The following is a 22360-nucleotide window of genomic DNA, read 5'->3' as shown; positions in this document are numbered from 1 at the left end:
CGTCGATAGGTGGGACGCGTCGTGCCTGTGGTGTCAGCGGCCGGAACTGACGTCTGCTTCGATGGGTGCCTGCCGGTTGGCGGCGCCGGTCCAGTGCTACTTCTTGGCCGGTGCCTTCTTGGCCGCCTTCTTGGCCGCTGTCTTCTTGGCGGGTGCTTTCTTGGCGGCCGATTTCTTGGCCGGCGCCTTCCTGGCCGACCCGCCGTCGGAGTCATCGGTGTCGTCCGACTCCTCTTCATCGGCGCCGGACCCTGATCGACCCGACCTGCTCGACGAGCCTTGCTCCTTGCGGGCCTTCACGCTAGCTTCCAGCTTGGCCAGCAGATCGGAGACATCCTCGGTCTCGTCGAGCTCCTGCGGCTGCTCTTCGGTGGTAAATGCTTCTCCGCCTTCGAGTTTCGCCTGGATCAGCTCGTGCAAATGCTCCTGATAGTCGTCGTGGTAGCGGTCCGGATTGAAGTCGTCGGTCATGGAATCCACGACCTGACTGGCCATCTTCAGCTCGGCGGGCTTGACGTCGACCTTCTTGTCGAGCACCGGGAAGTCCGGATCGCGGATCTCGTCAGGCCACAGCAGCGTATGGATCATCATCACGTCGCGCTTGCTGAAATCCTTGACCCGCAGGGCGGCCAGTCGGGTCTTGTTACGCAGCGCGAAGTTCACGATCGCAACCCGGTCGGTCTCCTTCAGCGTCTTGGCGAGCAGCACGTAGGACTTCGCCGACTTTCCGTCGGGCTCCAGGAAATACGACCGGTCGTACATCAGCGGGTCGAGATCGCCGGCGGGCACGAACTCCAGCACCTCGATCTCGCGGCTGCGTTCTTCGGGGAGCGTTGAGATGTCGTCGTCGGTGATGATGACGGTCTGCCCGTCGTCGGATTCGTAGGCCTTGGCGATGTCGCGGTACTCGACGACCTCACCGCACACCTCACACACCCGCTTGTAGCGGATGCGTCCGTTGTCCTTCTCGTGCACCTGATGGAACTTGATGTCGTGGTCCTCGGTGGCGCTGTACACCTTGACCGGGACATTGACCAGCCCGAACGCGATGGAGCCCTTCCAGATGGACCGCATCAGCCCAGTATGTCCGATGCGGCGGCGTCGCGGCTGACACGATCGGGTAGCTCGGCGCCGGGCCGCGCCACGGTCAGGGCCGCCGTCAGCGTCGCCATGCGCACCGCGCCCGTCAATGACTCCGTCCCGATGGCGGCGAGGCGGTCGCGACGCTGCGCGCCGAGCAGATCCATCGACCACAGCGCGTCGATGAGGCCCGTCATGAACGCATCACCCGCGCCCACGGTGTCCACCACATCGACATGCCCGGCAGGTACCCGCACCGTTCCGTCCGCACACATCGCCAGCGCACCGTCCGCGCCGTAGGTCACCACGACGATCGACGGTCCCAGGGCCAGCCAGGCCGCCGCGGTCTGATCGGGGGTGCGCGTCGGATCCATCCAGTGCAGGTCCTCGCTGCTGGCCTTGACGACGTCGGCGCGTTCGAGCATCCGGTCGATGCGCGCACGAGCGGCGTCGGCATCGGCGATCAGCGCGGAGCGGATGTTCGGGTCGAAGGTGACTGTCGCCGACAAGTGATACGTGTCGACGAGGGCCTTGGTGGCCAGGCATCCCGGTTCCAGCACCGTGGCGATGGAGCCGGTGTGCAACACCAACGGCGGCGCTACTTCGGGAGTGCCGCTCAGCTGCCACTCGATGTCGAACGAATAGGTCGCCGACCCGGACGGATCGAGCCGGGCGCGTGCCGTGGCGGTCTTGGCGGCACTGGTGCTTCCGGAAACAAGTTGTGCGCCTGAGCTTTTCACGTAGTCCGCGATCCGGTGCCCGCGGGCATCGGTGCCGATGTGGGTGAGGAAATCGACGTCGCGGCCCAGCCGGGCGAGGCCGACCGCCACATTCAGTGGGCTTCCGCCCACATATTCGCCCAGTGGCTCTCCATCGCGTTCGACGATGTCGACGAGTGCCTCACCGATCACCAATGCCCTCATCGTGTCGACGCTACCGCTTCCGGAATGGGTAATACCGTGATGTGGTGGACCGTTATGACCGGGTGAGGCTGACCAACCCGGACAAGGTGCTGTACCCGGCGACCGGGGGACGGCGCAGGGACGTCACGAAAGCAGAGGTGTTCGACTACTACGTCAACGTAGCGGCGGCGATGCTGCCCCACATCGCCGGGCGTCCCGTCACCCGCAAGCGCTGGCCCAACGGCGTCGACCAGGAGTCCTTCTTCGAAAAGCAGCTCGCCTCGTCCGCGCCGGACTGGCTGAGACGCGGCACCGTCGTGCACAAGTCGGGCACCACGACCTATCCGGTGATCGACACCGTGGAGGGGCTGGCCTGGATCGCCCAGCAGGCCGCGCTGGAAGTGCACGTGCCGCAGTGGCGGTTCACGGGCGGCGACGGGGAAGCCGGTGAGGTCGGGCCTGCGACGCGCATCGTGTTCGATCTCGACCCGGGTGAGGGGGTGACGTTCCGGCAGTTGTGCGAGGTCGCCCACGAGGTCCGGGGTCTGATCGGCGACATCGGGTTGCGCACGTTCCCGCTGACCAGCGGCAGCAAGGGGCTACACCTCTACGTGCCGCTCGACGACCCGATCAGCTCACGCGGAGCCTCTGTGCTGGCCAAGCGGGTGGCCCAGCAGCTCGAACAGGCGATGCCCAAGCAGGTCACAGCCACGATGACCAAAAGCATGCGGGCCGGCAAGGTATTTCTGGACTGGAGTCAGAACAACGGCAACAAGACCACCATCGCGCCGTATTCCCTTCGCGGACGCGAACATCCGACCGTGGCGGCGCCGCGCACCTGGGACGAGATCGAGGATCCGGACCTGCGTCACCTGATGTTCGACGAGGTGCTCGATCGGCTCGACCGCGACGGCGACCTGCTCGCCGATCTGGATCCGCCGCTGCCGGTGCCCGACCGGCTCACCCGGTATCGAAGCATGCGCGACACCGCCAAGACTCCGGAACCGATTCCCGGTGAGGCTCCGAAGACCGGCAACAACGACACGTTCGTCATCCAGGAACACCACGCCCGCCGGCTGCATTACGACTTCCGGCTGGAACGCGACGGTGTGCTGGTCAGCTGGGCGGTGCCCAAGAACCTGCCCGACACCCCTTCGGTGAACCACCTCGCCGTACACACCGAGGACCACCCGATGGAGTACCTGACCTTCGCGGGTGAGATCCCCAAAGGCGAGTACGGCGGAGGCCAGGTCTACCTCTGGGATACCGGCACCTACGAGACCGAGAAGTTTCGGGACAATCCGCCCGACGGTCCTGCCAAGGGCGGCGAGGTCATCGTGACCCTGCACGGCAGCAAGATCGAGGGCCGGTATGCGTTGATCCAGACCGACGGCAAGAACTGGCTGGCGCACCGGATGAAGGAGCAGAACAATCCCACAGTGGCAGACCTTGCGCCCATGCTGGCCACCGAGGGCTCGATACAGCGACTGACCAAGGCGCAGTGGGCGTTCGAGGGAAAGTGGGATGGCTACCGGCTGTTGGTCGAAATCGATCACGGGAAGTTGGCGCTGCGCTCGCGGCGGGGTCGCGACGTCACCGGCGAGTATCCGCAGCTGAGGGCGCTGGCCGCCGACCTCGCCGAGCACCACGTGGTCCTCGACGGCGAGGCGGTGGCACTCGACGAGTCCGGTGTTCCCAACTTCGGCCACATGCAGAACAGGGCGCGGTCGACGCGAGTGGAGTTCTGGGCGTTCGACATCCTCTATCTCGACGGCCGTTCGCTGCTGCGGGCCAAATACTCCGACCGCCGTCGCCTGTTGGAGGCTCTTGCCGATGCTTGCGGCGTCATCGTGCCCCCGGTGATCGACGCCGACACCGGGCCCGAGGCGCTCGAGGCGGCACGCAAGAAGCGGTGGGAGGGGGTCATCGCGAAGAAGCGCGACGCCACTTACCAGCCGGGTCGTCGCTCATCGTCGTGGATCAAGGACAAACTCTGGAACACCCAGGAGGTGGTGATCGGGGGCTGGCGGGAAGGCAACGGGGGCCGCACCAGCGGCATCGGTGCGCTCGTGCTCGGCATCCCCGGCGACGGCGGCCTGCAGTTCGTCGGCCGTGTGGGCACCGGGTTCACCGACAAGGAGCTGGCGTCGCTGAAGGAGACGCTGATGCCCCTACGTACCGACGAATCACCTTTCGCCACAGAGCTTCCCAAGCAGGACGCCAAGGGGGTGACGTTCGTGCGGCCGGAACTGGTGGGGGAGGTGCGCTACAGCGAACGTACGTCCGACAACCGGCTCCGGCAGGCCAGCTGGCGCGGGCTGCGTGACGACAAGACGCCCGACGAGGTCAGATGGGAATGAGTTGGGAATGAGTGCAGTCAAGTGCGGAGGAAACGCGTAAGCGACGTGGACAGGCTCGAATGCGTTGTCCAATGTCTTGCACTCTGTCGGTGGTGACGGCATCAGCGCAGAGGTCGGATGGCGCGGATCGGGTTTGGAGTGTGTGCGTCAGAGTGCTCAGAACTGTCGCCGATGTCTTGGTGGATGGCATTTGAAGGCCGACCTCGGTTTGTCGGTGGTCGAATGTATGTTCGAAGTATGTCGGGGAGCGAGGTGCGGGCCGCGGTGAGCGGGTTGCGTGGCGCCTTTGATGAGGTGGCGGCCTGTGAGGTTGATTTGTTGACCCGACCGGATTTGGTGGCGGCCCTGGATGAGCTGGAAACCCTGTGGTGTCAGCTGCCGGCGGTGCGTCATCGGCTGCTGGCCCGGTTGCAGGCCGAGGCCACCCCGCGCCAGATGGGGGCGAAATCCTGGAAAGAGGTGCTGCGGGTGCGTTGGCGGCTCTCGACCGGCGAGGCGCACCGGCGGTTGAGCGAAGCGGCGGTGCTGGCGCCGCGACCAGGGGTGAGCGGGCCGTCGCTGCCGCCGGTGCTGCCCGCCACCGCGGCCGCCCAGGCCCAGGGTTTGATCACCGGCGAGCATGTCGAGGTGATCGGCAAGTCCATGGCCAAGCTGCCCGGTTTTGTGGATACCGCCACTTGGGAGCGTATCGAGGTTGATCTGGTGCGTACTGCGGTGAGTAACGGCCCCAAGGAACTCAAGGACTGCGCGGAGCGGACGTTGTTTCTGCTCGATCAGGACGGCCCCGAACCCGATGACAGCGAACGCGCCCGCAAACGCGCGGTGTCGAGGTCGCCCCAGCGTGGGGACGCCATGGTGGATCTGCGCGCCACGCTCACTCCGGAGGCGTGGGCGGTGTGGGAGCCGATTCTCGCGAGGTTGGCCGCACCGGGGATGTGTAATCCCGACGATCCCGAGCCGTGCACGTCGGGGACGCCGTCGCAGGCCCAGATCGACAACGATCAGCGCAGCCTGGCCCAGCGTCAGCATGATGCGCTGGTCGCGGCCGGGCGGATCGCCCTGATGAGCGGGCAGCTGGGGCAGCTCAACGGGTTGCCGGTGTCGGTGATCATCCGTACCACGGTGCAGGATTTGGAGTCTCGGGCCGGGGTCGGTGTCACCGGTGGGGGCACGGTGGTGCCGATCGCCGAGGTGATCCGGATGGCCGGGCACGCCAACCACTATTTGGCGGTGTTCGACCGGGCCAGCGGCTCAGCAATGGATTTGTTCCGCGCCAAGCGCATCGCCTCCCCGGCCCAGCGGATCATGCTGATCGCCCGTGACGGCGGGTGCACCAAGCCGTGCTGCACCGTGGGCGCCTACGGGTCTCAGGTCCATCACGTGGTCGCCGACTGGGTCGATGGCGGGAACACCAACGTCGATGAACTCGGCCTGGCGTGCGGGCCGGATAACCGCAGCGTCGACCCCGACGGCGGTGGGTGGTCGACCCGGATGAACGCCCGCTGCGAGGTGGAATGGATTCCACCCCCGGGCCTGGACACCGGTCAGGCCCGGCTGAACTACTATCACCGCCCCGAACGGCTGCTGCGACCCCCTGACGATCCGCCACCGCAGAGCCAGAACACCAGTGGGTCAACCCAACCCGCCGACAATGCGACGGTCGATGACGACGACTCGGGTCCGTCGCGGCCGGCCGATGACCCCGGCGAACCCGGCGGACCCGCACCACCCGACAACCAAGCGGCCTGACCGCCGCGCGTGCTCGCCGACCCGTATCACCCGGTTACCGCGCGACCGGACCGTCGCGAGGTTCGCAGAGGTGGCGTTCCACCGTGCGGGACTGTTGAACAGTGTTCGGCGATCTCAGAGTTGGTGTCCGTCGCCGGCCGGTCGAGCGATGAAGCTTGGCTGCCTTTTCATGTCACCGCCGCAATCAACTGACGGATCGCCATATGTGACGGCATGGCCAGTCAAGTGTCTCTGACGAAATCCTCAGAACTGACACCTCCTGTTAGAGTGGCTGATGTGAGTGATCTGCATGACGGCCCCGGCAATCGACTGGAGCGGCGGAAACAGCGGACGCGGGCTGCGCTGATCCGCGCGGCGCAGGCGCTTATCGCCGCTGGGACGCTCAATGTGCCGATATTGGAGATCACCCGGGTCGCCGACGTCGGGATGGGTTCGTTCTACAACCACTTCGCCAGCAAGGAAGAGCTTTTCGAAGCAGCGGTCGCCGACGTACTGGACAAGCACGGTGCGCTTCTCGACCGGCTGACTGCCTCGACAGAGGATCCTGCGGAGACGTTCGCGTGCAGCTTCCGGCTGACCGGCCGATTGTTCCGCCGCCGGCCACAGGAAAGCCGGATACTCCTCGGCGGGGGACTGCACCTGATGTCCTCGGATCGCGGTCTCGCTCCGCGCGCACGACGCGACATCACAGCGGCCGCAGCGGCGGGACGCTTCCGCGTCGACGATCCTCAGCTCGCGTTGGCGGTTGCTGCAGGTGCGTTGTTCGGTCTCGGGAAGCTGCTGCAGGACGAGCCGGAACGTGACGATGCGGAGGCCGCCGACAGGGTCACCGAAGACTTGTTGCGCATGTTCGGGATGACCGCCGATGAGGCCCGCGACGTCTGTCGCCGGCCGCTACCCGACATCGATGACGTGACTCGTCCGGACTCGGCGGCCTGACTGCGCTGCACCGCGACGCTGAACTCCGACACCTCAGATAGGACTGGCGGCCGCCGCGAGCGCCTGCTGCAGCCCGCGGGTGGCCAGCACGTCGGCGAGCTCGTTGTCGACGACACCGGAATGTCCCTTGACCCAGAACCATTCGACACGGTGCTGCGCGCACGCGATCTGAAGCCGCTGCCACAGATCGACGTTCTTCACCGGCTGCTTGGCTGCGGTCATCCACCCGTTGCGCTCCCAACCGTGCACCCACTTGGTGATGCCGTTGCGGACATACGTGCTGTCGGTGTGCAGGTGCACCGTCACAGGCCGGGTGAGTGCCTCCAGCGCCATGATCGGCGCCATCAATTCCATCCGGTTGTTGCTCGTCGTAGTGGCCTCGCCGCCGAACATCTCACGGACGCGATCGCGGTGACGCAGCACCGCACCCCAGCCGCCCGGTCCCGGGTTGGGTCGGCAGCCCCCGTCGGTGTGGATGATGACGGGGTCCTCGATGGACGCGCTCATGGGGTCCGAGGATAAGGGGCCGAGATCATCGCCGTCCGGACCGACATCCCGAACTCGAGATTCCGAAGCGTGGTGATCCGCCGGCCCGGCTGCACCGCGTCCTTCACGGGGCCGGTGCGGCCGTCGAAGAACGCGGCGGTCTGCTCGATGTCGGTGACGGCGTAGGTGATACCCCACAGCGTGGAGGGCCCGTTACCGGTCGTGTCGGGTGAACCGACAACTTCCAGGATCACCTCCCCGAGTCGGAAGAAGACCTGGCGGACCGGCCGACCGCCCAGTTCGGCGTCGCGCGTGCGGCGCGGGCGCGTGCCGCACGCGATCAGCGCGGTGACGGTGCGGTCCAGATCGGGCGACATCAGCACGACGTGATCGATGCCGATGACGCCGTTGGCGTGGGGGGCGGGCGGGAACGCAGCGGTGTCGGAGCTGACGGTCGGGACCTCGTCCGAACTGGTCGTCGGAATGCCGTCGACGTCCCCGCCCCCTGAAGGCAGGCCGCGTAGCGTCCAGCCGACGATGCCGCTCCCGTGGCCCCGGCCGACCAGACTGAGGCGGACCGCGCCCACTCGGCAGATCCCGTCGGCATCGACGCGGAAACCGGCCTGCGCCCATGCGTCGGGTGGATCGGCGACGCGGAACTCGTCGACGGTCACGGTGGCGGCGGCGCGGGAAGAATCGATGGGGCTCAGCCTACGACGCGCGCGTCACCAACGAAGAGCTCACACTTCACGTGTCCCGGACGCAGCCGGGTCTCGTTACCCGCCGAGCGGACCACGACGGCCGCATGGCGGGACAAACCGTCCTGGTATCAGGTGTCCACCCAGGACCGCACCATCAACCCTGACCTGGAGCGCTTCCTGGCTCACCGGATGAGCGCGCACACAACCGAACTCGACATGTCCCACGTGTCGCTGATCACCCAGCCACTAGAGGCGGCGGCGGTGATCCTGGCGGCCGCCGGCGTCGCCGGCTAGTCGTCCTCGTCGTCGGACTTGTCCTCAGATTTGTCCGATTTGTCGTCGTCATCCTCGTCGGACTCGGACTTCTCGGATTTATCGTCGTCCTCGTCATCGCCGGACCGGCCAACCAATTCGAGGACCGCCCAATGACTGGGAGACAGCAGGACCGACCACTGGCCCTTCTTGCGGCCGAGTTTCAGTACGCCGTCGTCGATCTCCCACACAGTGTCGTCATCGTGCTGGGATTCTTGGCCATCGGAGTAAGTGAGTTTGAACGCCATGGTGACGAATGCCCGAAAGAGCGGGCCGTTAATCGCCGTGACGTGTGCCTGAAGGGGGCGACATGATTTGTGCCAGCCGGAACGGCACCCGGGGAGGGCGGGAGCCGACTGATCCCGTCGGCAGCCGGGGCTGCGAAGAATCCGGCCTGGTAATACAACCTCGCCGCGCACCCCGACCGGGTGCGGATCAAGCTGGAGGGGCGCAGGTACAAGGTCGTCGCCGAGCAACTTCACGGAAGCGAGCGCGAACAGGCATGGCAGGGGATCGCGAGATCCACGAAGCGCTCGCGACCTTCCAGTCCAAGACCGACCGGGAACTCCCCGTGATCGGTTGTCCGCGCGTTAGTCCGTCGCTGCGTGCGGCGCGCGGCCGAGGAAGGTGTGCACGATGCCGCGCTGCCAGCCGGACACGGTCATGCTCTGCACGTCGATGAAACCGTTGCGCCGCAGCCGGTCACGGAACTGTTCGGCACCGTCGAACTCGTTGACACTGCGCCGCAGGTACCGGTAGAGGCCGGCGTCGCCGGAGCGCACCCGGCCCGCCGGGATGATGATCGCGGTGGAGACCAGGTTCCAGACGGCGGAGGCCAGCCGGGAGTCGCGCACCGAGTACTCGTGCACGGCCAGCACCGCCCCGGGTTTCAGGAGTTTCAGCAGCGATCCCAGCACGTCGTCCTTGTCGTCGACGTTGCGGATCAGATAGGCGGCGAGGATGCCGTCGAATGGGCCGTTCACCCCGGCGTCCTGGAGGGCCTCGGCGCGGCTGCGCACGAACGTCACCGAGGGCGGCCACGACTTGGCCCGCGCCTGCGCCAGCATCCCGCCCGATCCGTCGACCGCGACGATCTCGGCGTACGGTGCGACACTGAGCAGCGCCGCGGTGGACAGCCCTGTGCCGCAACCGATGTCGAGCAGGCGCAAACCGCGGCCCTGGTCGGGCAACTGCATTCGCTGTGCCGACAGGCGGAGGTGTTCGTGGTAGCCGGGGTTGGCGCCGACCAGCCCGTCGTAGGCCTGCGCCCCGGCGTCGAAGGCATCGGGGACGTCGTAGTGTTCGGGGGTCATACGATCTCCAGACACGTCATCAGCGCGAATTGTAGCCGCCGACGGCGGTTGCGATACCGCTGATGATCAACCTCGGGCCCGGCGGTTGCGGGCGCGCTCGGGGCCATACCTCGAATCCGGGTTTCGTAACACATCCCCAGTGGGTCGGCACCGCTGCGGTCGACGGGCGGCAGGTAGCGTGCGGACACGTGAGCGAACCGTGATGTCGCTCGCACCGACAACCCAGGAGCGGGTGCTCCGTGACGGCGAAGGACCCGGTGTGGCGCACTATCTGCTCGCGGTCAGCCCGCTTCGCGGGCACGTCATGCCGATGGTCAACGTCGGCGTCGGCCTTCAAGCCCTCGGGCACGACATCTCCGTGCTGACCGGTGTCGAGTTCGCCGCGCCTGTGCGCAGTGCCGGACTCCGGATGGTCCCGCTCCCGGAGAGCGTGCGGATCGATGCGCCGGCCGCGGGCCCGGCGCTGCTCCGCACAATGCCCGCGGCCGCACGCCGATTCTGGCTGGGACGCGCCGAACTGGCGTCCGTATTCGTCGAACCCCTTGCCGCGGAGGCGGAATCGTTGCGGGCGGTGCTGCGTGACGAGGCGGTGGACGCGGTCATCGCCGACGTCACGTTCACCGGCGTGGTCCCGATGTTCCTGCGGGACGCCCCCCGTCCGCCGGTGGTGGTCTGCGGTGTGGGTCCGCTGACCATTTCGAGCCGGGACACCCCGCCGTTCGGGATGGCCTGGCAACCCGAGCCGGGTCTCGACTATCGGCAGATGACCGCCGTCGCGCACCGGGTGATCATGCGGCCGAGTCAGCGGAAGTTCAATCGTGCGCTGCGGCAGGCTCATTCGCCGGAATGCCCGTTGTTCGTCAGTGATTGGCCGCGGCTGGCCGACGGTCTGCTGCAACTGTCGGTGCAGGAGTTCGAGTATCCGCGGTCCGACCTGCCGTCGACGGTCGAGTTCGTCGGTCCGGTCCTGCCGGCCGGCCCAGAGGAGTTCGACCGTCCGCCCTGGTGGGGCGACGTGGAGACCGCAGGCACCGTCGTGCACGTCACGCAGGGCACGTTCGACAATGCCGATCTGGACCAGCTGATCGGCCCGACTCTGGAAGCGCTCGGTGACCAGGACGATCTCCTGATCGTGGCGACCACCGGCGGCCGGCGGGGCCAGCACATGCACGGCCGTATCCCGGGCAACGCGCGCATCGCCGACTGGATCCCGTACTCGGCCCTGCTGCCGCACGTGGACGTGATGATCACCAACGGGGGCTACGGCGGGGTGCAGTACGCGCTGGGCCACGGCGTTCCGCTCGTCGTCGCCGGGGAGACTTCTGACAAAGCCGAGGTGGCCGCGCGCGTCGACTACAGCGGAGCGGGCATCGACCTCAAGACCGCCCTGCCGTCGCCGCAGGCCGTCGGCGCCGCAGTCGACATCGTCCGCCTAGACGACCGCTACCGGACCGCCGCGCAGAGCCTGCGGACCGCGATCCAGGCCTGCACCCCGGTCGATGCGATCGCCAACGCGCTCAAGCGACTGTGCAACGCCTGATCAGAGCTTGGCGATGACGTTCTCGGCGAACATCTCCAGGTGGCGGATCTTCGTGTCCAGTGGCTCGGTGTCCTGACCCATGATGTAGGGGATGCGGAAGCCGACGATGACGTCGGTGACACCCTTGTCCTCGAGCCGCTTGATGCCGTCGGCGGTGTAGGCGTCGATCGAGATCACGTGGATCTGGTAGTCCTCGTTGCCCGCCGTTCCGGCCTCGTCGCGGAACTTGTTGAGCTTGCCCAGCAGGGCGTCGAGTTCCTCCGGGTCGCCGCCGCCGTGCATCCAGCCGTCGTTGCGGGCGGCGCGGCGCAGTGCCGCGTCGGCGTGCCCGCCGATGAGGATCGGAACCGGCTTGGACGGCGCCGGCGTCATCTTGGTCTTCGGGATGTCGTAGAACTCGCCGTGGTATTCGAAGTAGTCGCCCGAGGTGAGGCCTTTGATGATGTCGATGCACTCGTCCATCCGCTTGCCGCGCTTGGCGAACGGGACGTTCATCAGCTCGTAGTCCTCGGGCCACGGGCTGGTGCCGACGCCGAGACCGAGGCGGTTGTCGAACAGCGCCGCCAGCGAGCCGGCCTGCTTGGCCACCAGGGCCGGCGGCCGGATCGGCAACTTGAGGACGAAGTGGTTGAAGTGCAACTTCGTGGTCACCGCGCACAGTGCCGCGGTCAGCACGAACGACTCGATGAAGGCCTTGCCGTCGAGGAATTCGCGATTGCCGTCCGGAGTGTAGGGGTACTTCGAGTCCGATTCGAACGGGTAGGCCACGCTGTCGGGAATCGTCATCGCGTGGTAGCCCGCGGCTTCGGCGGCCTGCGCCAACGGGATGTAGAACGTCGGATCGGTCATCGCTTCGGCGTAGGTGAATCGCATGACGGTGATATTAGAACGTGTTCTAGTTCTTTCCCCGATGAATCCCCGAATTGCCTACCTGATGTCAGTCGAGCGGGAAAGGCGGTGCTCCCACCCCGGCCACGGTGTAGCTGCCCCACGGGGTCTGTTCCACCACGCGCGCCTGCGCTGTCTGCGTCCCGATGGTCACGCTCACCTCTCGCGGGCCTTTGAGCAGGTCCGCGGGCAGATCGCCGGTGACATTTCCGCGCCAGTGATAACGGCCGTCGATCGCTGCGAGGTGCCCGGCCAGCCTGCCCCGGGCGCTGATGTCGGCATCGGCGACAGCGATCAACACCGGCCCGTCGTAGATGTCCTCGTCGACCGGCGTGGAACGGTCCAGGTAGAAACTGGACCGCACCGACCGCGGCCGCCATCTGCTCAGCACGATGCGGGACTTCGCCTCCATGCGGGTGGAACCCGACTGCGTCATCACCTCCAGGCACTGCGAGACGAACCGGGTCTGACGGGCTACGTCGGGACCCGGGATGCGGAAGTGGTTCGGCATACCGTGCACCGCCACAGCGCCGTCCCTCGACCTTCGAGTGTCGATCACCGTGCCAGCGGCCAGCGCACGGCCGTCCGGCGCAACGGCTGTCCACATGTCGGTCGCGTTGTCGAAGCGCAGATCCTCGGCGTCGGCGACGGCCGTGCCCGGAAACGCGCCGCCCGTGCCGATCACAATGCTGCTCACAGGAATCCGGCCCGACGCCACAACCGTCGACCGACTCGGCCCATCAAGTCGACTTCCTCGAAGAACGCTGCCAGCGACGCGAATGACGAGACGCACATGGCGCGGAAGTGCGGGTTCGACCGCGCCACACGCCGCATTCGGCGGCCGTCGAGACCGGCACGGCGGTACTGGATCGGCAGGGTGAACAGCATCCGGTAGAACGGACCACCGACCCCGTGCAAATTGGCCAGCAGCACCCGGCGGTGCCACGCCATCGTCGGCACCGACTTGCGCAGCCCGTCGCGGGCGAACTGGATGTGTCGGGCTTCCTCCGTGACGTGAATACGCATGAGCCGCTGAACGATCGGCTGCAGCTCCGGATCCTCCATGATCTGGCGCTGCAGCGCGTCGAAGATCTCCTCGCCGACCAGGGCTGCGCCCCACAGCACGCTGCCACGGAACAGGAAGGGCAACGAGTTGATGATGATGCGCTGAAACAATTTGGGACGCACCGGAATACCGCCGACACATGCGATGGTTCGGCCGAACATGACCATGTGGCGGGTCTCATCGCCGAGTTCGGTGAGCGCATAGTGCGTGGTCGCGGCAGTCGGGTTCTTGTGCATGAGATCGCGGAGCAGAGCCTGATTGAGGATGTTCTCGAACCAGATGCCGGCCGAGAGGATGTTGACCAGTTCCTGTCGGCTCAGCTCGATCTGCTGCGCACGGCTCATCGCGTCCCATTCCGGCGTGCCGTAGAGGGTGACGACTTTCGGCGGAAGAAAGAACTTGTCGGGGTCCAGCGGTGCGTCCCAGTCGATGTCGACGACCGGGGCATAGGACTTCTTCACCGAACCTTTCAACAGCCGTTCGGCAAATTCTTCGCGCGTCGTCTTCGTGGGCATCGTCACCATTCGAAGGTAGGAACACACACCGCACGATGTCAATACCCGCGGTACCGCATACCTGCGGTAGCACACTCGGGGAGTCTCCTCGGTGGATCATGACTCCATGGGATTCCTCCTGCGGGCGGCACTGACCGGGCTGGCGCTGTGGCTGGTGACGCTGCTGGTGCCCGGCATCGAGTTCGTCGGCGGCGACTCGACAGCTGCCCGGATAGGCATCGTCTTCGTCGTCGCGGTGATCTTCGGGCTGGTCAATGCGATCATCAAGCCCGTCGTGCAGATCATCTCGATCCCGCTCTACATCCTCACGCTGGGCCTCATCCACGTGGTGATCAACGCGCTCATGCTGTGGATCACGTCGTGGATCACCGAGCACACCGCCCACTGGGGCCTGGCCATCGACCAGTTCTGGTGGACCGCAATCTGGGCGGCGATCGTGTTGTCGGTCGTGAGCTGGGTGCTCTCGCTGTTCGTCAAGGCAGACTGAGTGTCATGCCCGAGCTCCCGGAGGTCGAAGCGCTCGCCGATCATCTGCGCCGTCATGCCGTCGGCGCGACCGTCGGCCGGGTGGACGTATCGGCGCTGTCGGTGCTGAAGACCTTCGACCCGCCGGTCTCCGCGGTGCGCGGCCAAGAGGTCACCGGCGCGCACCGATGGGGAAAATACCTCGGGTTGCAGGCTGGTGAGCTGTACCTGATCACGCATCTGTCCCGGGCAGGCTGGCTGCGCTGGTCGGACAAGCTCGCCGCGGCACCGTTGAAGCCCGGCAAGGGGCCGATCGCGCTGCGCGTGCATCTGGGAGAGCCGGGCTCGGCGCCGGGCTTCGACCTGACGGAGGCGGGCACGCAGAAGCGCCTCGCGGTGTGGCTGGTCACCGACCCGCTGGCCGTCCCGCAGATCGCCGCGCTCGGTCCCGATGCGCTTTCGCTGAGCCTGCAGGCGCTGACGGAGGCGCTGAAGGGCCAGACGGGCCGCATCAAGACCGTTATCACCGACCAGAAGGTGATCGCCGGGATCGGCAACGCCTACAGCGACGAGATCCTGCACGTCGCCAAGCTCTCGCCGTTCGCCACCGCGAACAAGCTGACCGAGGCGCAGTTGGCGACGCTGCACGACGCGATGATCTCGGTGCTGACCGACGCGGTGACGCGGTCGGTCGGCCAACAGGCGGCCACATTGAAGGGCGAGAAACGTTCCGGACTGCGGGTGCATGCCCGCACCGGCCTGCCGTGCCCGGTCTGCGGGGACACCGTCCGCGAGGTGTCGTTCGCCGACAAGTCGTTCCAGTACTGCCCTACGTGCCAGACCGGCGGCAAGGTGCTGGCCGACCGGCGGATGTCCCGACTGCTCAAGTAGCCGTCTCGCGCGTTGCCCTGCACGTTCGGCGATTACTCGCGACTTGTCTAACTCGGTTATCCTGCCCGCATGACTCGGCAGAAGATCTTGATCACCGGTGCGAGCTCGGGCCTCGGTGCGGGCATGGCCCGCCAGTTCGCCGCCAGGGACCGCGACCTGGCCCTGTGTGCGCGTCGCGTCGACAACCTTGAGGAGCTCAAGGCCGAGCTGGCAGCGAAGTATCCGAACATCAAGGTCGCTGTCGCCGCGCTCGACGTCAACGATCACGAGCAGGTTCCGAAGGTCTTCGGTGAGTTGTCCGAGGAACTCGGCGGCATCGACTGCGTGATCGTCAACGCGGGCATCGGCAAGGGCTACCCGCTCGGCGGCGGCAAGCTGTGGGCGAACAAGGCCACCATCGAGACCAATCTCGTTGCCGCGCTGGTGCAAATCGAGACCGCGTTGGAGATGTTCAAGGCTGCCGGCAAGGGGCAGCTGGTGTTGGTGTCGTCGGTGCTCGGCAACGTGGGGGTGCCGGGTTTCAAGGCCGCCTACGCTGCGAGCAAAGCCGGTGTCACGTCGCTGGGGCAGTCGCTGCGTGCCGAATACCCGTCGTCCGGGCCGATCAAGATCACGGTGCTGGAGCCCGGCTACATCGAGTCGGAGATGACGGCCAAGTCCAACTCGACGATGCTCATGGTCGACAACGAGACCGGCGTTAAGGCCATGGTCGACGCCATCGAGAAGGAGAAGGGCCGCGCCGTCGTCCCCGGCTGGCCGTGGTGGCCGCTGGTGGAGGTCATGAAGCTGCTGCCGCCGCGGTTCACGAAGTACTTCGCCTGAGTACCTTGCGATGTGGGTGTGAAAACTGTCGCTGACTCGCAACGAGAAGAACGCCGAAATCGCCCGGTTTGCTTGACAGACTGTTAGGTTTTCCTAACAATCGATTAGGTGAGTCCAGTGCGCCGCGGGGAAACCTTCCCCATCCACAACCGCATCGGTGTGCTGCGCGCGGAGCGGCGGATGTCGCGGGCGCAGCTGGCAGAGCTGATCGACGTCAACCCGCAGACCGTCGGAGCACTAGAACGAGGCGATCACTACCCGAGCCTCGATCTGGCGTTCCGCATCTGTGAGGTGTTCGACCTACCCGTCGAGGCGGTCTTCTCCCGCGAACCGTTCGCACCACTGTCGACCGCGCTGTATCGCCGAGAACAAGGAGGAAAGACGAATGCGTGAAGCCACCTTGATCGACCGCTACCAGAACTACCGCACCAAGCAGTTCCTGAAAAACGAATCGAAGTATGCGAATTCGCTTCCCGGGTGGCGGACCCAGCGTAGACGCCGCATGCTCGTCACCGGGTTGGCCGCGACGTTTGGGTTCATGTTCGGCGTAAGCCTGTTGTGCGCGTTCGGCATCCAGTGGGCACCGCTGCTATGGCTGCCCGCATGCCTGGTGTTCTTCCCGCTCTGGGTGACCTTGCAGATTGTGTCCGGGCGCCAGGGTGACGCACCGGACGCCACACTTGACGAATACGAACTGGCGCAACGCAACAGCGCCAGATCCATCGGGCTGACCCTCACGCAATACCTCATGATGGTGCCGATCTTCTACCTGATCTTCGGCGCCGCCTTCACCGGCGGAACCGACACCGACATGGCCTACGCCGGCGGCCTGATGGCATTGACCGTGCTGCTGATCGGCGGATGCTCACCGGCGATGATCCTGGGCTGGACGCGCCCCGATCCGGAGATGTGAGCGCTTTCGGCGTGATTGTCGCCGCTGAGCGACGATAACCACGCCGAAATCACGCGGTGCGGCCGCGCTCCGCTCGGTAGCGGCGGACGAGGGCGTCCGTCGACGAATCCGACTGCTCGGCCGGCGGCTCGTCGGACGTGATCACCGGCAGCAGCGCCTTGGCTTGAGTCTTGCCCAGCTCCACGCCCCACTGGTCGAACGAGTCGATGCCCCAGATGACGCCCTCGACGAAGACCTGGTGCTCGTAGAGCGCGATGAGTTGGCCGACCACCGACGGGGTCAGCTTGGTCGCGAGGATCGACGTGCTCGGACGGTTGCCCGGCATCACCTTGTGCGGCACCACATCTGGCGGCGTTCCCTCGGCGCTGATCTCCTCGGCCGTCTTGCCGAACGCCAGCACCTGCGTCTGTGCGAAGAAGTTGCTCATCAGCAGGTCGTGCATGCTGCCGGTGCCGTCGGCGGTCGGCAGGTCGTCGGTCGGCTCACTGAACCCGATGAAGTCGGCCGGGACCAGTCGGGTGCCCTGATGCAGCAGTTGGTAGAACGCGTGCTGCCCGTTGGTGCCCGGCTCGCCCCAGAAGATCTCGCCGGTGTCGGTGGACACCGGTGTGCCGTCGGCGCGCACCGACTTGCCGTTGGACTCCATCGTCAGCTGCTGCAGGTAGGCGGCGAAACGGGCCAGGTCGTTCGAATAGGGAAGTACCGCACGGGTTTCGGCGCCGAAGAAGTTGTTGTACCAGAGCCCGATCAACCCGAGCAGCACCGGCGCGTTTTCCTCCAGCGGCGCGGTCCGGAAGTGCTCGTCGACGAGGTGGAAGCCGGCGAGGAACTCCGCGAATCGTTCCCGGCCGATCACCGCCATCACCGATAACCCGATCGCCGAATCCACTGAGTACCGGCCACCCACCCAGTCCCAGAAGCCGAACATGTTGTCGGTGTCGATGCCGAACTCGTCGACCAGCTTGGCGTTGGTCGACACCGCCACGAAGTGCTTCGAGACCGCGTCATCGCCCAGAGCCTCGGTGAGCCAGCGCCGTGCGGCCGTCGCGTTGGTCAGCGTCTCCAGCGTCGAGAATGTCTTCGATGCGATGATGAAAAGCGTTGTGGCCGGGTCGAGTCCGGCGAGTTTGGCCACCAGGTCGGCGGGGTCGACGTTGGAGACGAACCGCGCGGAGATGCCGGCGTCGGCGTAGTGGCGCAACGCCTGATCCACCATCACCGGCCCGAGATCCGAGCCGCCGATGCCGATGTTGACCACGGTGGTGATGCGTTCGCCGGTTGCGCCACGCCAGTCGCCGCTGCGCAGCCGGTCGGTGAAATCGCCCATCCGGTCCAGCACCTCGTGCACGTCGGCGACGACGTCCTGCCCGTCGACGGTCAGAGACGCGTCCCGCGGCAGGCGCAGCGCGGTGTGCAGCACCGCGCGGTCCTCAGAGGTGTTGATGTGTTCCCCGGCGAACATCGCGTCCCGCTTGGCCGGTACGTCGGCGGCGCGGGCCAGATCCGTAAGCAGGCGCAGGGTCTCCCGGGTGACGCGGTGCTTGCTGTAGTCGATGTAGAGGTCGCCGACCGTCAGCGCCAGCTCGGTGCCCCGGGCGGGATCCTCGGCGAACAGTTCACGCAGATCCGCGGCGGCGATCTCGTCGTGATGGCGGGACAGTGCCTGCCACGCAGGCGTGCCGGTGATGTCAGAACCCATGTGCAGAACCCTAGTGCGGGCGCGCAGACGAAGGAGTAAATGATGGAGGTATGGATACTTCCGCGCTGCTGGCTTCGGTACCGACCGGTCTGTGGATCGGCGGTGAGGAACGCCAGGGCAAGTCGACGTTCAACGTGCTGGACCCCAGTGACGACGAGGTGCTGACCGAGGTCGCCGACGCGACCGCCGACGACGCGCGCGACGCGCTGGACGCGGCATGTGCGGTGCAGGCGGAATGGGCCGCGACCCCGCCCCGCAAGCGCGGAGAGATCCTGCGGTCGGTGTTCGAGACCATCACCGCGCGCGCCGACGACATCGCGGCGCTGATGACCCTGGAGATGGGCAAGGTGCTCGCCGAGAGCAAGGGCGAGGTCACCTACGGCGCGGAGTTCTTCCGCTGGTTCGCCGAGGAGGCCGTGCGTATCGACGGCAGGTACACGACGAGCCCGGCCGGCACCGGACGCATCCTGGTGACCAAGCAGGCGGTCGGTCCGTGCTATGCGATCACGCCGTGGAACTTTCCGCTGGCGATGGGCACCCGCAAGATGGGTCCGGCATTCGCGGCCGGGTGCACGATGATCGTCAAGCCCGCACAGGAGACGCCGCTGACCATGCTGCTTCTGGCCAAGCTGATGGCCGAGGCCGGCCTCCCCAAGGGCGTGCTGTCGGTGCTGCCCACCAGCAGCCCGGGGCCCGTGACCGAGGCACTGACCAGCGACGGCCGGCTTCGCAAGCTGACCTTCACCGGATCCACCGGCGTGGGCAAGGCGCTGGTCAAGCAGTCGGCCGACAAACTGCTGCGTACGTCGATGGAACTCGGCGGCAACGCTCCGTTCATCGTGTTCGACGACGCCGACGTCGACGCCGCTGTGGACGGGGCGATCCTGGCCAAGATGCGCAACGGCGGCGAGGCCTGCACCGCCGCCAACCGTTTCCACGTCGCCAACGCCGTGCGCGCGGAGTTCACCGAGAAGTTCGTCAAGCGGATGAGCGAGTTCACCCTCGGTAAGGGCCTCGACGAGAAGTCGACACTCGGCCCGCTGATCAACGCCAAGCAGGTCGCCAAGGTGACCGAGTTGGTGTCCGATGCCGTCTCGCGCGGCGCGACCGTCGCCGTCGGCGGCGTCGCCCCGGGCGGGCCCGGCAACTTCTACCCGGCCACCGTGCTCACCGACGTCCCCGCCGATGCCCGCATCCTCAAGGAAGAGGTGTTCGGGCCCGTGGCACCCATCGCCGGGTTCGACACCGAGGAAGAAGGCATCGCCGCCGCCAACAACACCGAGTACGGACTGGCCGCCTACGTGTACACCCAGTCGCTGGACCGGGCGCTGCGGGTCGCCGAGGGAATCGAGTCCGGCATGGTCGGCGTGAACCGCGGGGTCATCTCCGATGCGGCGGCGCCGTTCGGCGGCATCAAGGAGTCGGGCTTCGGCCGCGAGGGCGGCACCGAGGGCATACAGGAGTATCTCGACATCAAGTACATCGCGCTCACCAAGTAGTCACCTGCGCGCCGAGCAGACACGAACTCCGGCGAGTCGCCGGCGACACGCCAGAGTTTGCGTCTGCTCGCACGAGGGAGGCGCCCCCGGCTTGCGGGACCGGGCAGGGGTTGGAGCCAGCGCGCCTTCCGGATCCGCCGGCGGTCGGACCCTAGACTTCCTTGCTTGAAGTAGGCGAGGAGGGCCCTGGAAATTGACTGCCGTGAGTGCGGCGCCGATGCGAGTGGGCCCGCGGCGGTATGTCGGGCCGGGGCAGTCGATTCCGGCCCTCGACGGCATCCGGGCGATCGCGGTCGCGCTGGTGCTGGCCGACCACGGCGGCGTCCCCGGACTGTCCGGTGGCTTCCTCGGCGTCGACGTGTTCTTCGTCCTCAGCGGATTCCTGATCACCTCGCTGCTGCTCGACGAGGTCGGGCGGACCGGCCGGATCGGGCTGAAGGGTTTCTGGATCCGGCGGGCCCGCCGACTGCTGCCCGCGCTGCTGGTGATGGTGCTGGCCGTCGTCGCATTGCGGGAGCTGTTCTCCGAGGAATCCACCGCGAACCTGCGTGAAGACGCCGTCGCCGCGTTCTTCTGGATGTCGAACTGGGTGTTCGTCGCCCAGCACACCGACTACTTCTCTCAGGGCGCGCCGCCCTCACCGCTGCAACACACGTGGTCGCTGGCCGTCGAGGAGCAGTACTACGTGCTGTGGCCGTTGCTGATCGCCGCCGTCGTCGCGGGGCTGACGGCGCTGGCGTATCGGCGCGGGGTGCCGTTGTCTGCGCGGGTGGTGCGTGGTGCGGTCTTCGTGGTGGCCGCTGGAGGCGTTGCCGCGTCCGCAGCGGCCACGACGATGCGCAGTGCCGACGCGACCCTCAACCGCGTGTACTTCGGGACCGACACCCGGGTGCAGGCCCTGCTGGTCGGCGCCGCCGCGGCCGCGCTGCTGGTGCGCGACTGGCGCGGGCTGACCGCGGGCCTGGTGATGTTCCGGTCGCGCTGGGCCCGCTGGATCGCGTGGTGGCTTCCGCTGGCCGGGCTGGTGGTGTTGTTCAGCGCCGCGCGGATGGCCACCGGAAGCGCCGCGGAGTTCCGGGCCGGACTGCTGCTCGTAGTCGCCGTGGCGGCAGTGCTCATCATCGCCCCGGTGGCGCTCGCCCAGGACGGGCCGGTCGCGCGGCTGCTCTCGGCGGGCCCGCTCGTCGGGCTCGGCGCGATCTCCTACGGGGTGTACCTGTGGCACTGGCCGATCTTCCTGGTGCTCAACGGGGAACGCACCGGCATCGACGGCTGGGAGCTGTTCGCGCTGCGCTGCGCGGCGACGATCGCGGTGGCGGCGGTGTCGTGGTGGCTGATCGAGCAGCCGATCCGCGAGTGGCGGCCCGCGTTCGTGCCGATGCTGCCGCTGGCGGCGGCGACGGCCGCGACGGCCGCGGTGGTGACGATGACGGTGCTGCCGGTGCGCGTCGCGCCCGCGACACCCCAGCCGGGCCCGGACGTGGACATCGCGGCGCTGGTCGGCGCCGAGGTGCCCGTCGAGGTCACCAGGCCACAGAAGCCGCGCGCTCCGGGCGACCTGCGGGTGGCGGTGTTCGGCGACTCGATCGCGTGGACATTGATGCGGTACCTGCCTGAGACGCCGGGCCTGGACTTCGCCGACTACACCACGATCGGGTGCGGCATCGCCCGCGGCGGGCCCTATGAATACGTCGGCCAGGAGTTGCCGCAGAAGCCGGAGTGCGACGCGTGGCCGGCCCGCTGGGCTCAGCGCATCGGACACGAGAAGCCCGATGTGGTGCTGCTGATCGTCGGCCGGTGGGAGGTGGTGGACCGGTTGAACGAGGGTCGGTGGACCCACATCGGCGAGCCCGGCTACGACGCGTATCTGCGTGGGGAGCTCAACCGGGCGCTCGACATCCTGGGCTCGACCGGTGCCCGGTTGGTGGTGACGACCGAGCCGTACAACCGGCGCGCGGAGAAAGCGGACGGCAGCCTGTACCCCGAGGATGAGCCCAAGCGTGTCGAGCAGTGGAATACGTTGCTGCGCAGCGTGGTCGACGAACGGCCGAACGCGACGGTGCTGGACCTGAACAAGAAGCTCAGCCCCAACGGCTACTACCAGACCAGGGTGGACGGCATCCGGGTGCGCAGCGACGGCGTGCACCCCACCCCCGAGGCCGTGGAATGGCTGACACCGTGGCTGATGGAGGCCCTGACCTCCGAGTGACTTCGGCGTGC

20 protein-coding genes and 3 pseudogenes are annotated in these 22360 nt (G+C 66.9%); 13 read left to right on the top strand and 10 right to left on the bottom strand.

Annotated features, from left to right (window positions below):
- Positions 1-96: 96 nt before the first annotated feature.
- Both ku and ACXMYJ_RS05950 read right to left on the bottom strand, forming a co-directional pair.
- Positions 97-1074 carry a non-homologous end joining protein Ku gene (ku, locus tag ACXMYJ_RS05955; protein ID WP_460354658.1) on the bottom strand — a complete coding sequence of 326 codons (978 nt, stop codon included), beginning with the start codon at positions 1072-1074 and terminating at the stop codon, positions 97-99.
- Positions 1074-2003 (bottom strand): carbohydrate kinase family protein, encoded by a 930-nt coding sequence (locus ACXMYJ_RS05950; protein ID WP_460354656.1) that lies wholly within the window; start codon positions 2001-2003, stop codon positions 1074-1076. Before ACXMYJ_RS05950 ends, ku begins: the two co-directional genes overlap by 1 nt.
- 41 nt (positions 2004-2044) lie before the next feature.
- Between ACXMYJ_RS05950 and ACXMYJ_RS05945 the strand changes: the two genes are divergently transcribed.
- The 3 genes from ACXMYJ_RS05945 (at position 2045) to ACXMYJ_RS05935 (ending at position 7030) form a co-directional block, all read left to right on the top strand.
- The gene (locus ACXMYJ_RS05945; RefSeq protein ID WP_460354654.1) at positions 2045-4342 is read left to right on the top strand and encodes an ATP-dependent DNA ligase; all 2298 of its coding nucleotides are present in this window, start codon (positions 2045-2047) and stop codon (positions 4340-4342) included.
- Positions 4343-4564: 222 nt separating this feature from the next.
- A complete protein-coding gene (locus ACXMYJ_RS05940) occupies positions 4565-6091 on the top strand; it encodes an HNH endonuclease signature motif containing protein (protein WP_460354651.1) in 1527 nt (508 codons plus the stop codon).
- A gap of 276 nt (positions 6092-6367) precedes the next feature.
- On the top strand, positions 6368-7030 hold the full coding sequence (locus tag ACXMYJ_RS05935) for a TetR/AcrR family transcriptional regulator (protein ID WP_260755183.1): 663 nt from the start codon (positions 6368-6370) through the stop codon (positions 7028-7030).
- Positions 7031-7063: 33 nt separating this feature from the next.
- Here ACXMYJ_RS05935 and rnhA read toward each other — a convergent pair whose 3' ends face one another.
- Together rnhA and ACXMYJ_RS05925 are read right to left on the bottom strand one after the other, a co-directional pair.
- Positions 7064-7537 carry a ribonuclease HI gene (gene rnhA, locus ACXMYJ_RS05930; RefSeq protein ID WP_260755182.1) on the bottom strand — a complete coding sequence of 158 codons (474 nt, stop codon included), beginning with the start codon at positions 7535-7537 and terminating at the stop codon, positions 7064-7066.
- A complete protein-coding gene (locus tag ACXMYJ_RS05925; protein WP_260755181.1) occupies positions 7534-8190 on the bottom strand; it encodes a VOC family protein in 657 nt (218 codons plus the stop codon). The genes rnhA and ACXMYJ_RS05925 overlap by 4 nt, the downstream gene beginning before the upstream one ends.
- 120 nt (positions 8191-8310) lie before the next feature.
- Between ACXMYJ_RS05925 and ACXMYJ_RS05920 the strand changes: the two are divergent.
- Positions 8311-8511: pseudogene (locus tag ACXMYJ_RS05920) on the top strand (alpha/beta hydrolase); the annotation flags it as partial.
- On the opposite strand, the gene ACXMYJ_RS05915 reads toward ACXMYJ_RS05920, so the two are convergent.
- Positions 8508-9011 (bottom strand): hypothetical protein, encoded by a 504-nt coding sequence (locus ACXMYJ_RS05915; RefSeq protein ID WP_460354646.1) that lies wholly within the window; start codon positions 9009-9011, stop codon positions 8508-8510. The pseudogene ACXMYJ_RS05920 and the gene ACXMYJ_RS05915 sit on opposite strands and share 4 nt — an antisense overlap.
- Before the next feature lie 108 nt (positions 9012-9119).
- The gene (locus ACXMYJ_RS05910) at positions 9120-9842 is read right to left on the bottom strand and encodes a class I SAM-dependent methyltransferase (RefSeq protein WP_460354643.1); all 723 of its coding nucleotides are present in this window, start codon (positions 9840-9842) and stop codon (positions 9120-9122) included.
- A 202-nt stretch (positions 9843-10044) separates the two neighbouring features.
- Here ACXMYJ_RS05910 and ACXMYJ_RS05905 point away from each other — a divergent pair, with 202 nt between their 5' ends.
- Positions 10045-11382 (top strand): nucleotide disphospho-sugar-binding domain-containing protein, encoded by a 1338-nt coding sequence (locus ACXMYJ_RS05905; RefSeq protein WP_460354640.1) that lies wholly within the window; start codon positions 10045-10047, stop codon positions 11380-11382.
- On the opposite strand, the gene ACXMYJ_RS05900 is transcribed toward ACXMYJ_RS05905, so the two are convergent.
- The 3 genes and pseudogenes from ACXMYJ_RS05900 to ACXMYJ_RS05890 form a co-directional block, all read right to left on the bottom strand.
- Positions 11383-12255 (bottom strand): LLM class flavin-dependent oxidoreductase, encoded by an 873-nt coding sequence (locus ACXMYJ_RS05900; RefSeq protein WP_260755176.1) that lies wholly within the window; start codon positions 12253-12255, stop codon positions 11383-11385.
- 64 nt (positions 12256-12319) lie between these two features.
- On the bottom strand, positions 12320-12967 hold the full coding sequence (locus ACXMYJ_RS05895) for a DUF4873 domain-containing protein (RefSeq protein WP_460354637.1): 648 nt from the start codon (positions 12965-12967) through the stop codon (positions 12320-12322).
- Positions 12967-13860 (bottom strand): annotated as a pseudogene (locus ACXMYJ_RS05890) (AurF N-oxygenase family protein); the annotation flags it as partial. The gene ACXMYJ_RS05895 and the pseudogene ACXMYJ_RS05890, both read right to left, overlap by 1 nt.
- Positions 13861-13957: 97 nt before the next feature.
- On the opposite strand from ACXMYJ_RS05890, the gene ACXMYJ_RS05885 reads away from it, so the two are divergent.
- The 6 genes and pseudogenes from ACXMYJ_RS05885 to ACXMYJ_RS05860 all read left to right on the top strand — a co-directional run bounded on the left by ACXMYJ_RS05885 (position 13958) and on the right by ACXMYJ_RS05860 (position 16942).
- A complete protein-coding gene (locus ACXMYJ_RS05885; protein WP_460354634.1) occupies positions 13958-14338 on the top strand; it encodes a phage holin family protein in 381 nt (126 codons plus the stop codon).
- A 5-nt stretch (positions 14339-14343) separates the two neighbouring features.
- A pseudogene (locus ACXMYJ_RS05880) lies at positions 14344-14586 on the top strand (DNA-formamidopyrimidine glycosylase family protein); the annotation flags it as partial.
- Positions 14587-14733: 147 nt separating this feature from the next.
- A complete protein-coding gene (locus ACXMYJ_RS05875) occupies positions 14734-15207 on the top strand; it encodes a zinc finger domain-containing protein (RefSeq protein ID WP_260758271.1) in 474 nt (157 codons plus the stop codon).
- Positions 15208-15276: 69 nt separating this feature from the next.
- Positions 15277-16029, top strand: coding sequence for an SDR family oxidoreductase (locus tag ACXMYJ_RS05870; RefSeq protein ID WP_260755172.1), 753 nt, complete (start codon positions 15277-15279; stop codon positions 16027-16029).
- A 108-nt stretch (positions 16030-16137) separates the two neighbouring features.
- Positions 16138-16422: a helix-turn-helix transcriptional regulator gene (locus ACXMYJ_RS05865; RefSeq protein WP_260755171.1), complete on the top strand. Its 285-nt coding sequence runs from the start codon at positions 16138-16140 to the stop codon at positions 16420-16422.
- Positions 16415-16942, top strand: a complete 528-nt coding sequence (locus ACXMYJ_RS05860) for a hypothetical protein (protein WP_260755170.1) — start codon at positions 16415-16417, stop codon at positions 16940-16942. The genes ACXMYJ_RS05865 and ACXMYJ_RS05860 overlap by 8 nt, the downstream gene beginning before the upstream one ends.
- Before the next feature lie 49 nt (positions 16943-16991).
- Here the strand turns inward: ACXMYJ_RS05860 and pgi are convergent, their stop codons facing one another.
- Complete coding sequence (gene pgi / locus ACXMYJ_RS05855; protein WP_260755169.1) at positions 16992-18641, bottom strand: glucose-6-phosphate isomerase; 1650 nt, start codon at positions 18639-18641, stop codon at positions 16992-16994.
- 50 nt (positions 18642-18691) lie between these two features.
- Here pgi and ACXMYJ_RS05850 point away from each other — a divergent pair, with 50 nt between their 5' ends.
- Both ACXMYJ_RS05850 and ACXMYJ_RS05845 read left to right on the top strand, forming a co-directional pair.
- A complete protein-coding gene (locus tag ACXMYJ_RS05850) occupies positions 18692-20140 on the top strand; it encodes an NAD-dependent succinate-semialdehyde dehydrogenase (RefSeq protein ID WP_260755168.1) in 1449 nt (482 codons plus the stop codon).
- A gap of 217 nt (positions 20141-20357) precedes the next feature.
- On the top strand, positions 20358-22349 hold the full coding sequence (locus tag ACXMYJ_RS05845; RefSeq protein WP_460354798.1) for an acyltransferase family protein: 1992 nt from the start codon (positions 20358-20360) through the stop codon (positions 22347-22349).
- Positions 22350-22360 lie beyond the last annotated feature (11 nt).

The sequence above is a fragment of the Mycobacterium sp. ZZG genome (assembly GCF_054786995.1).
Note: the sequence above shows the minus strand (reverse complement) of the source record. Positions and strands in the feature narration are given on the sequence as shown.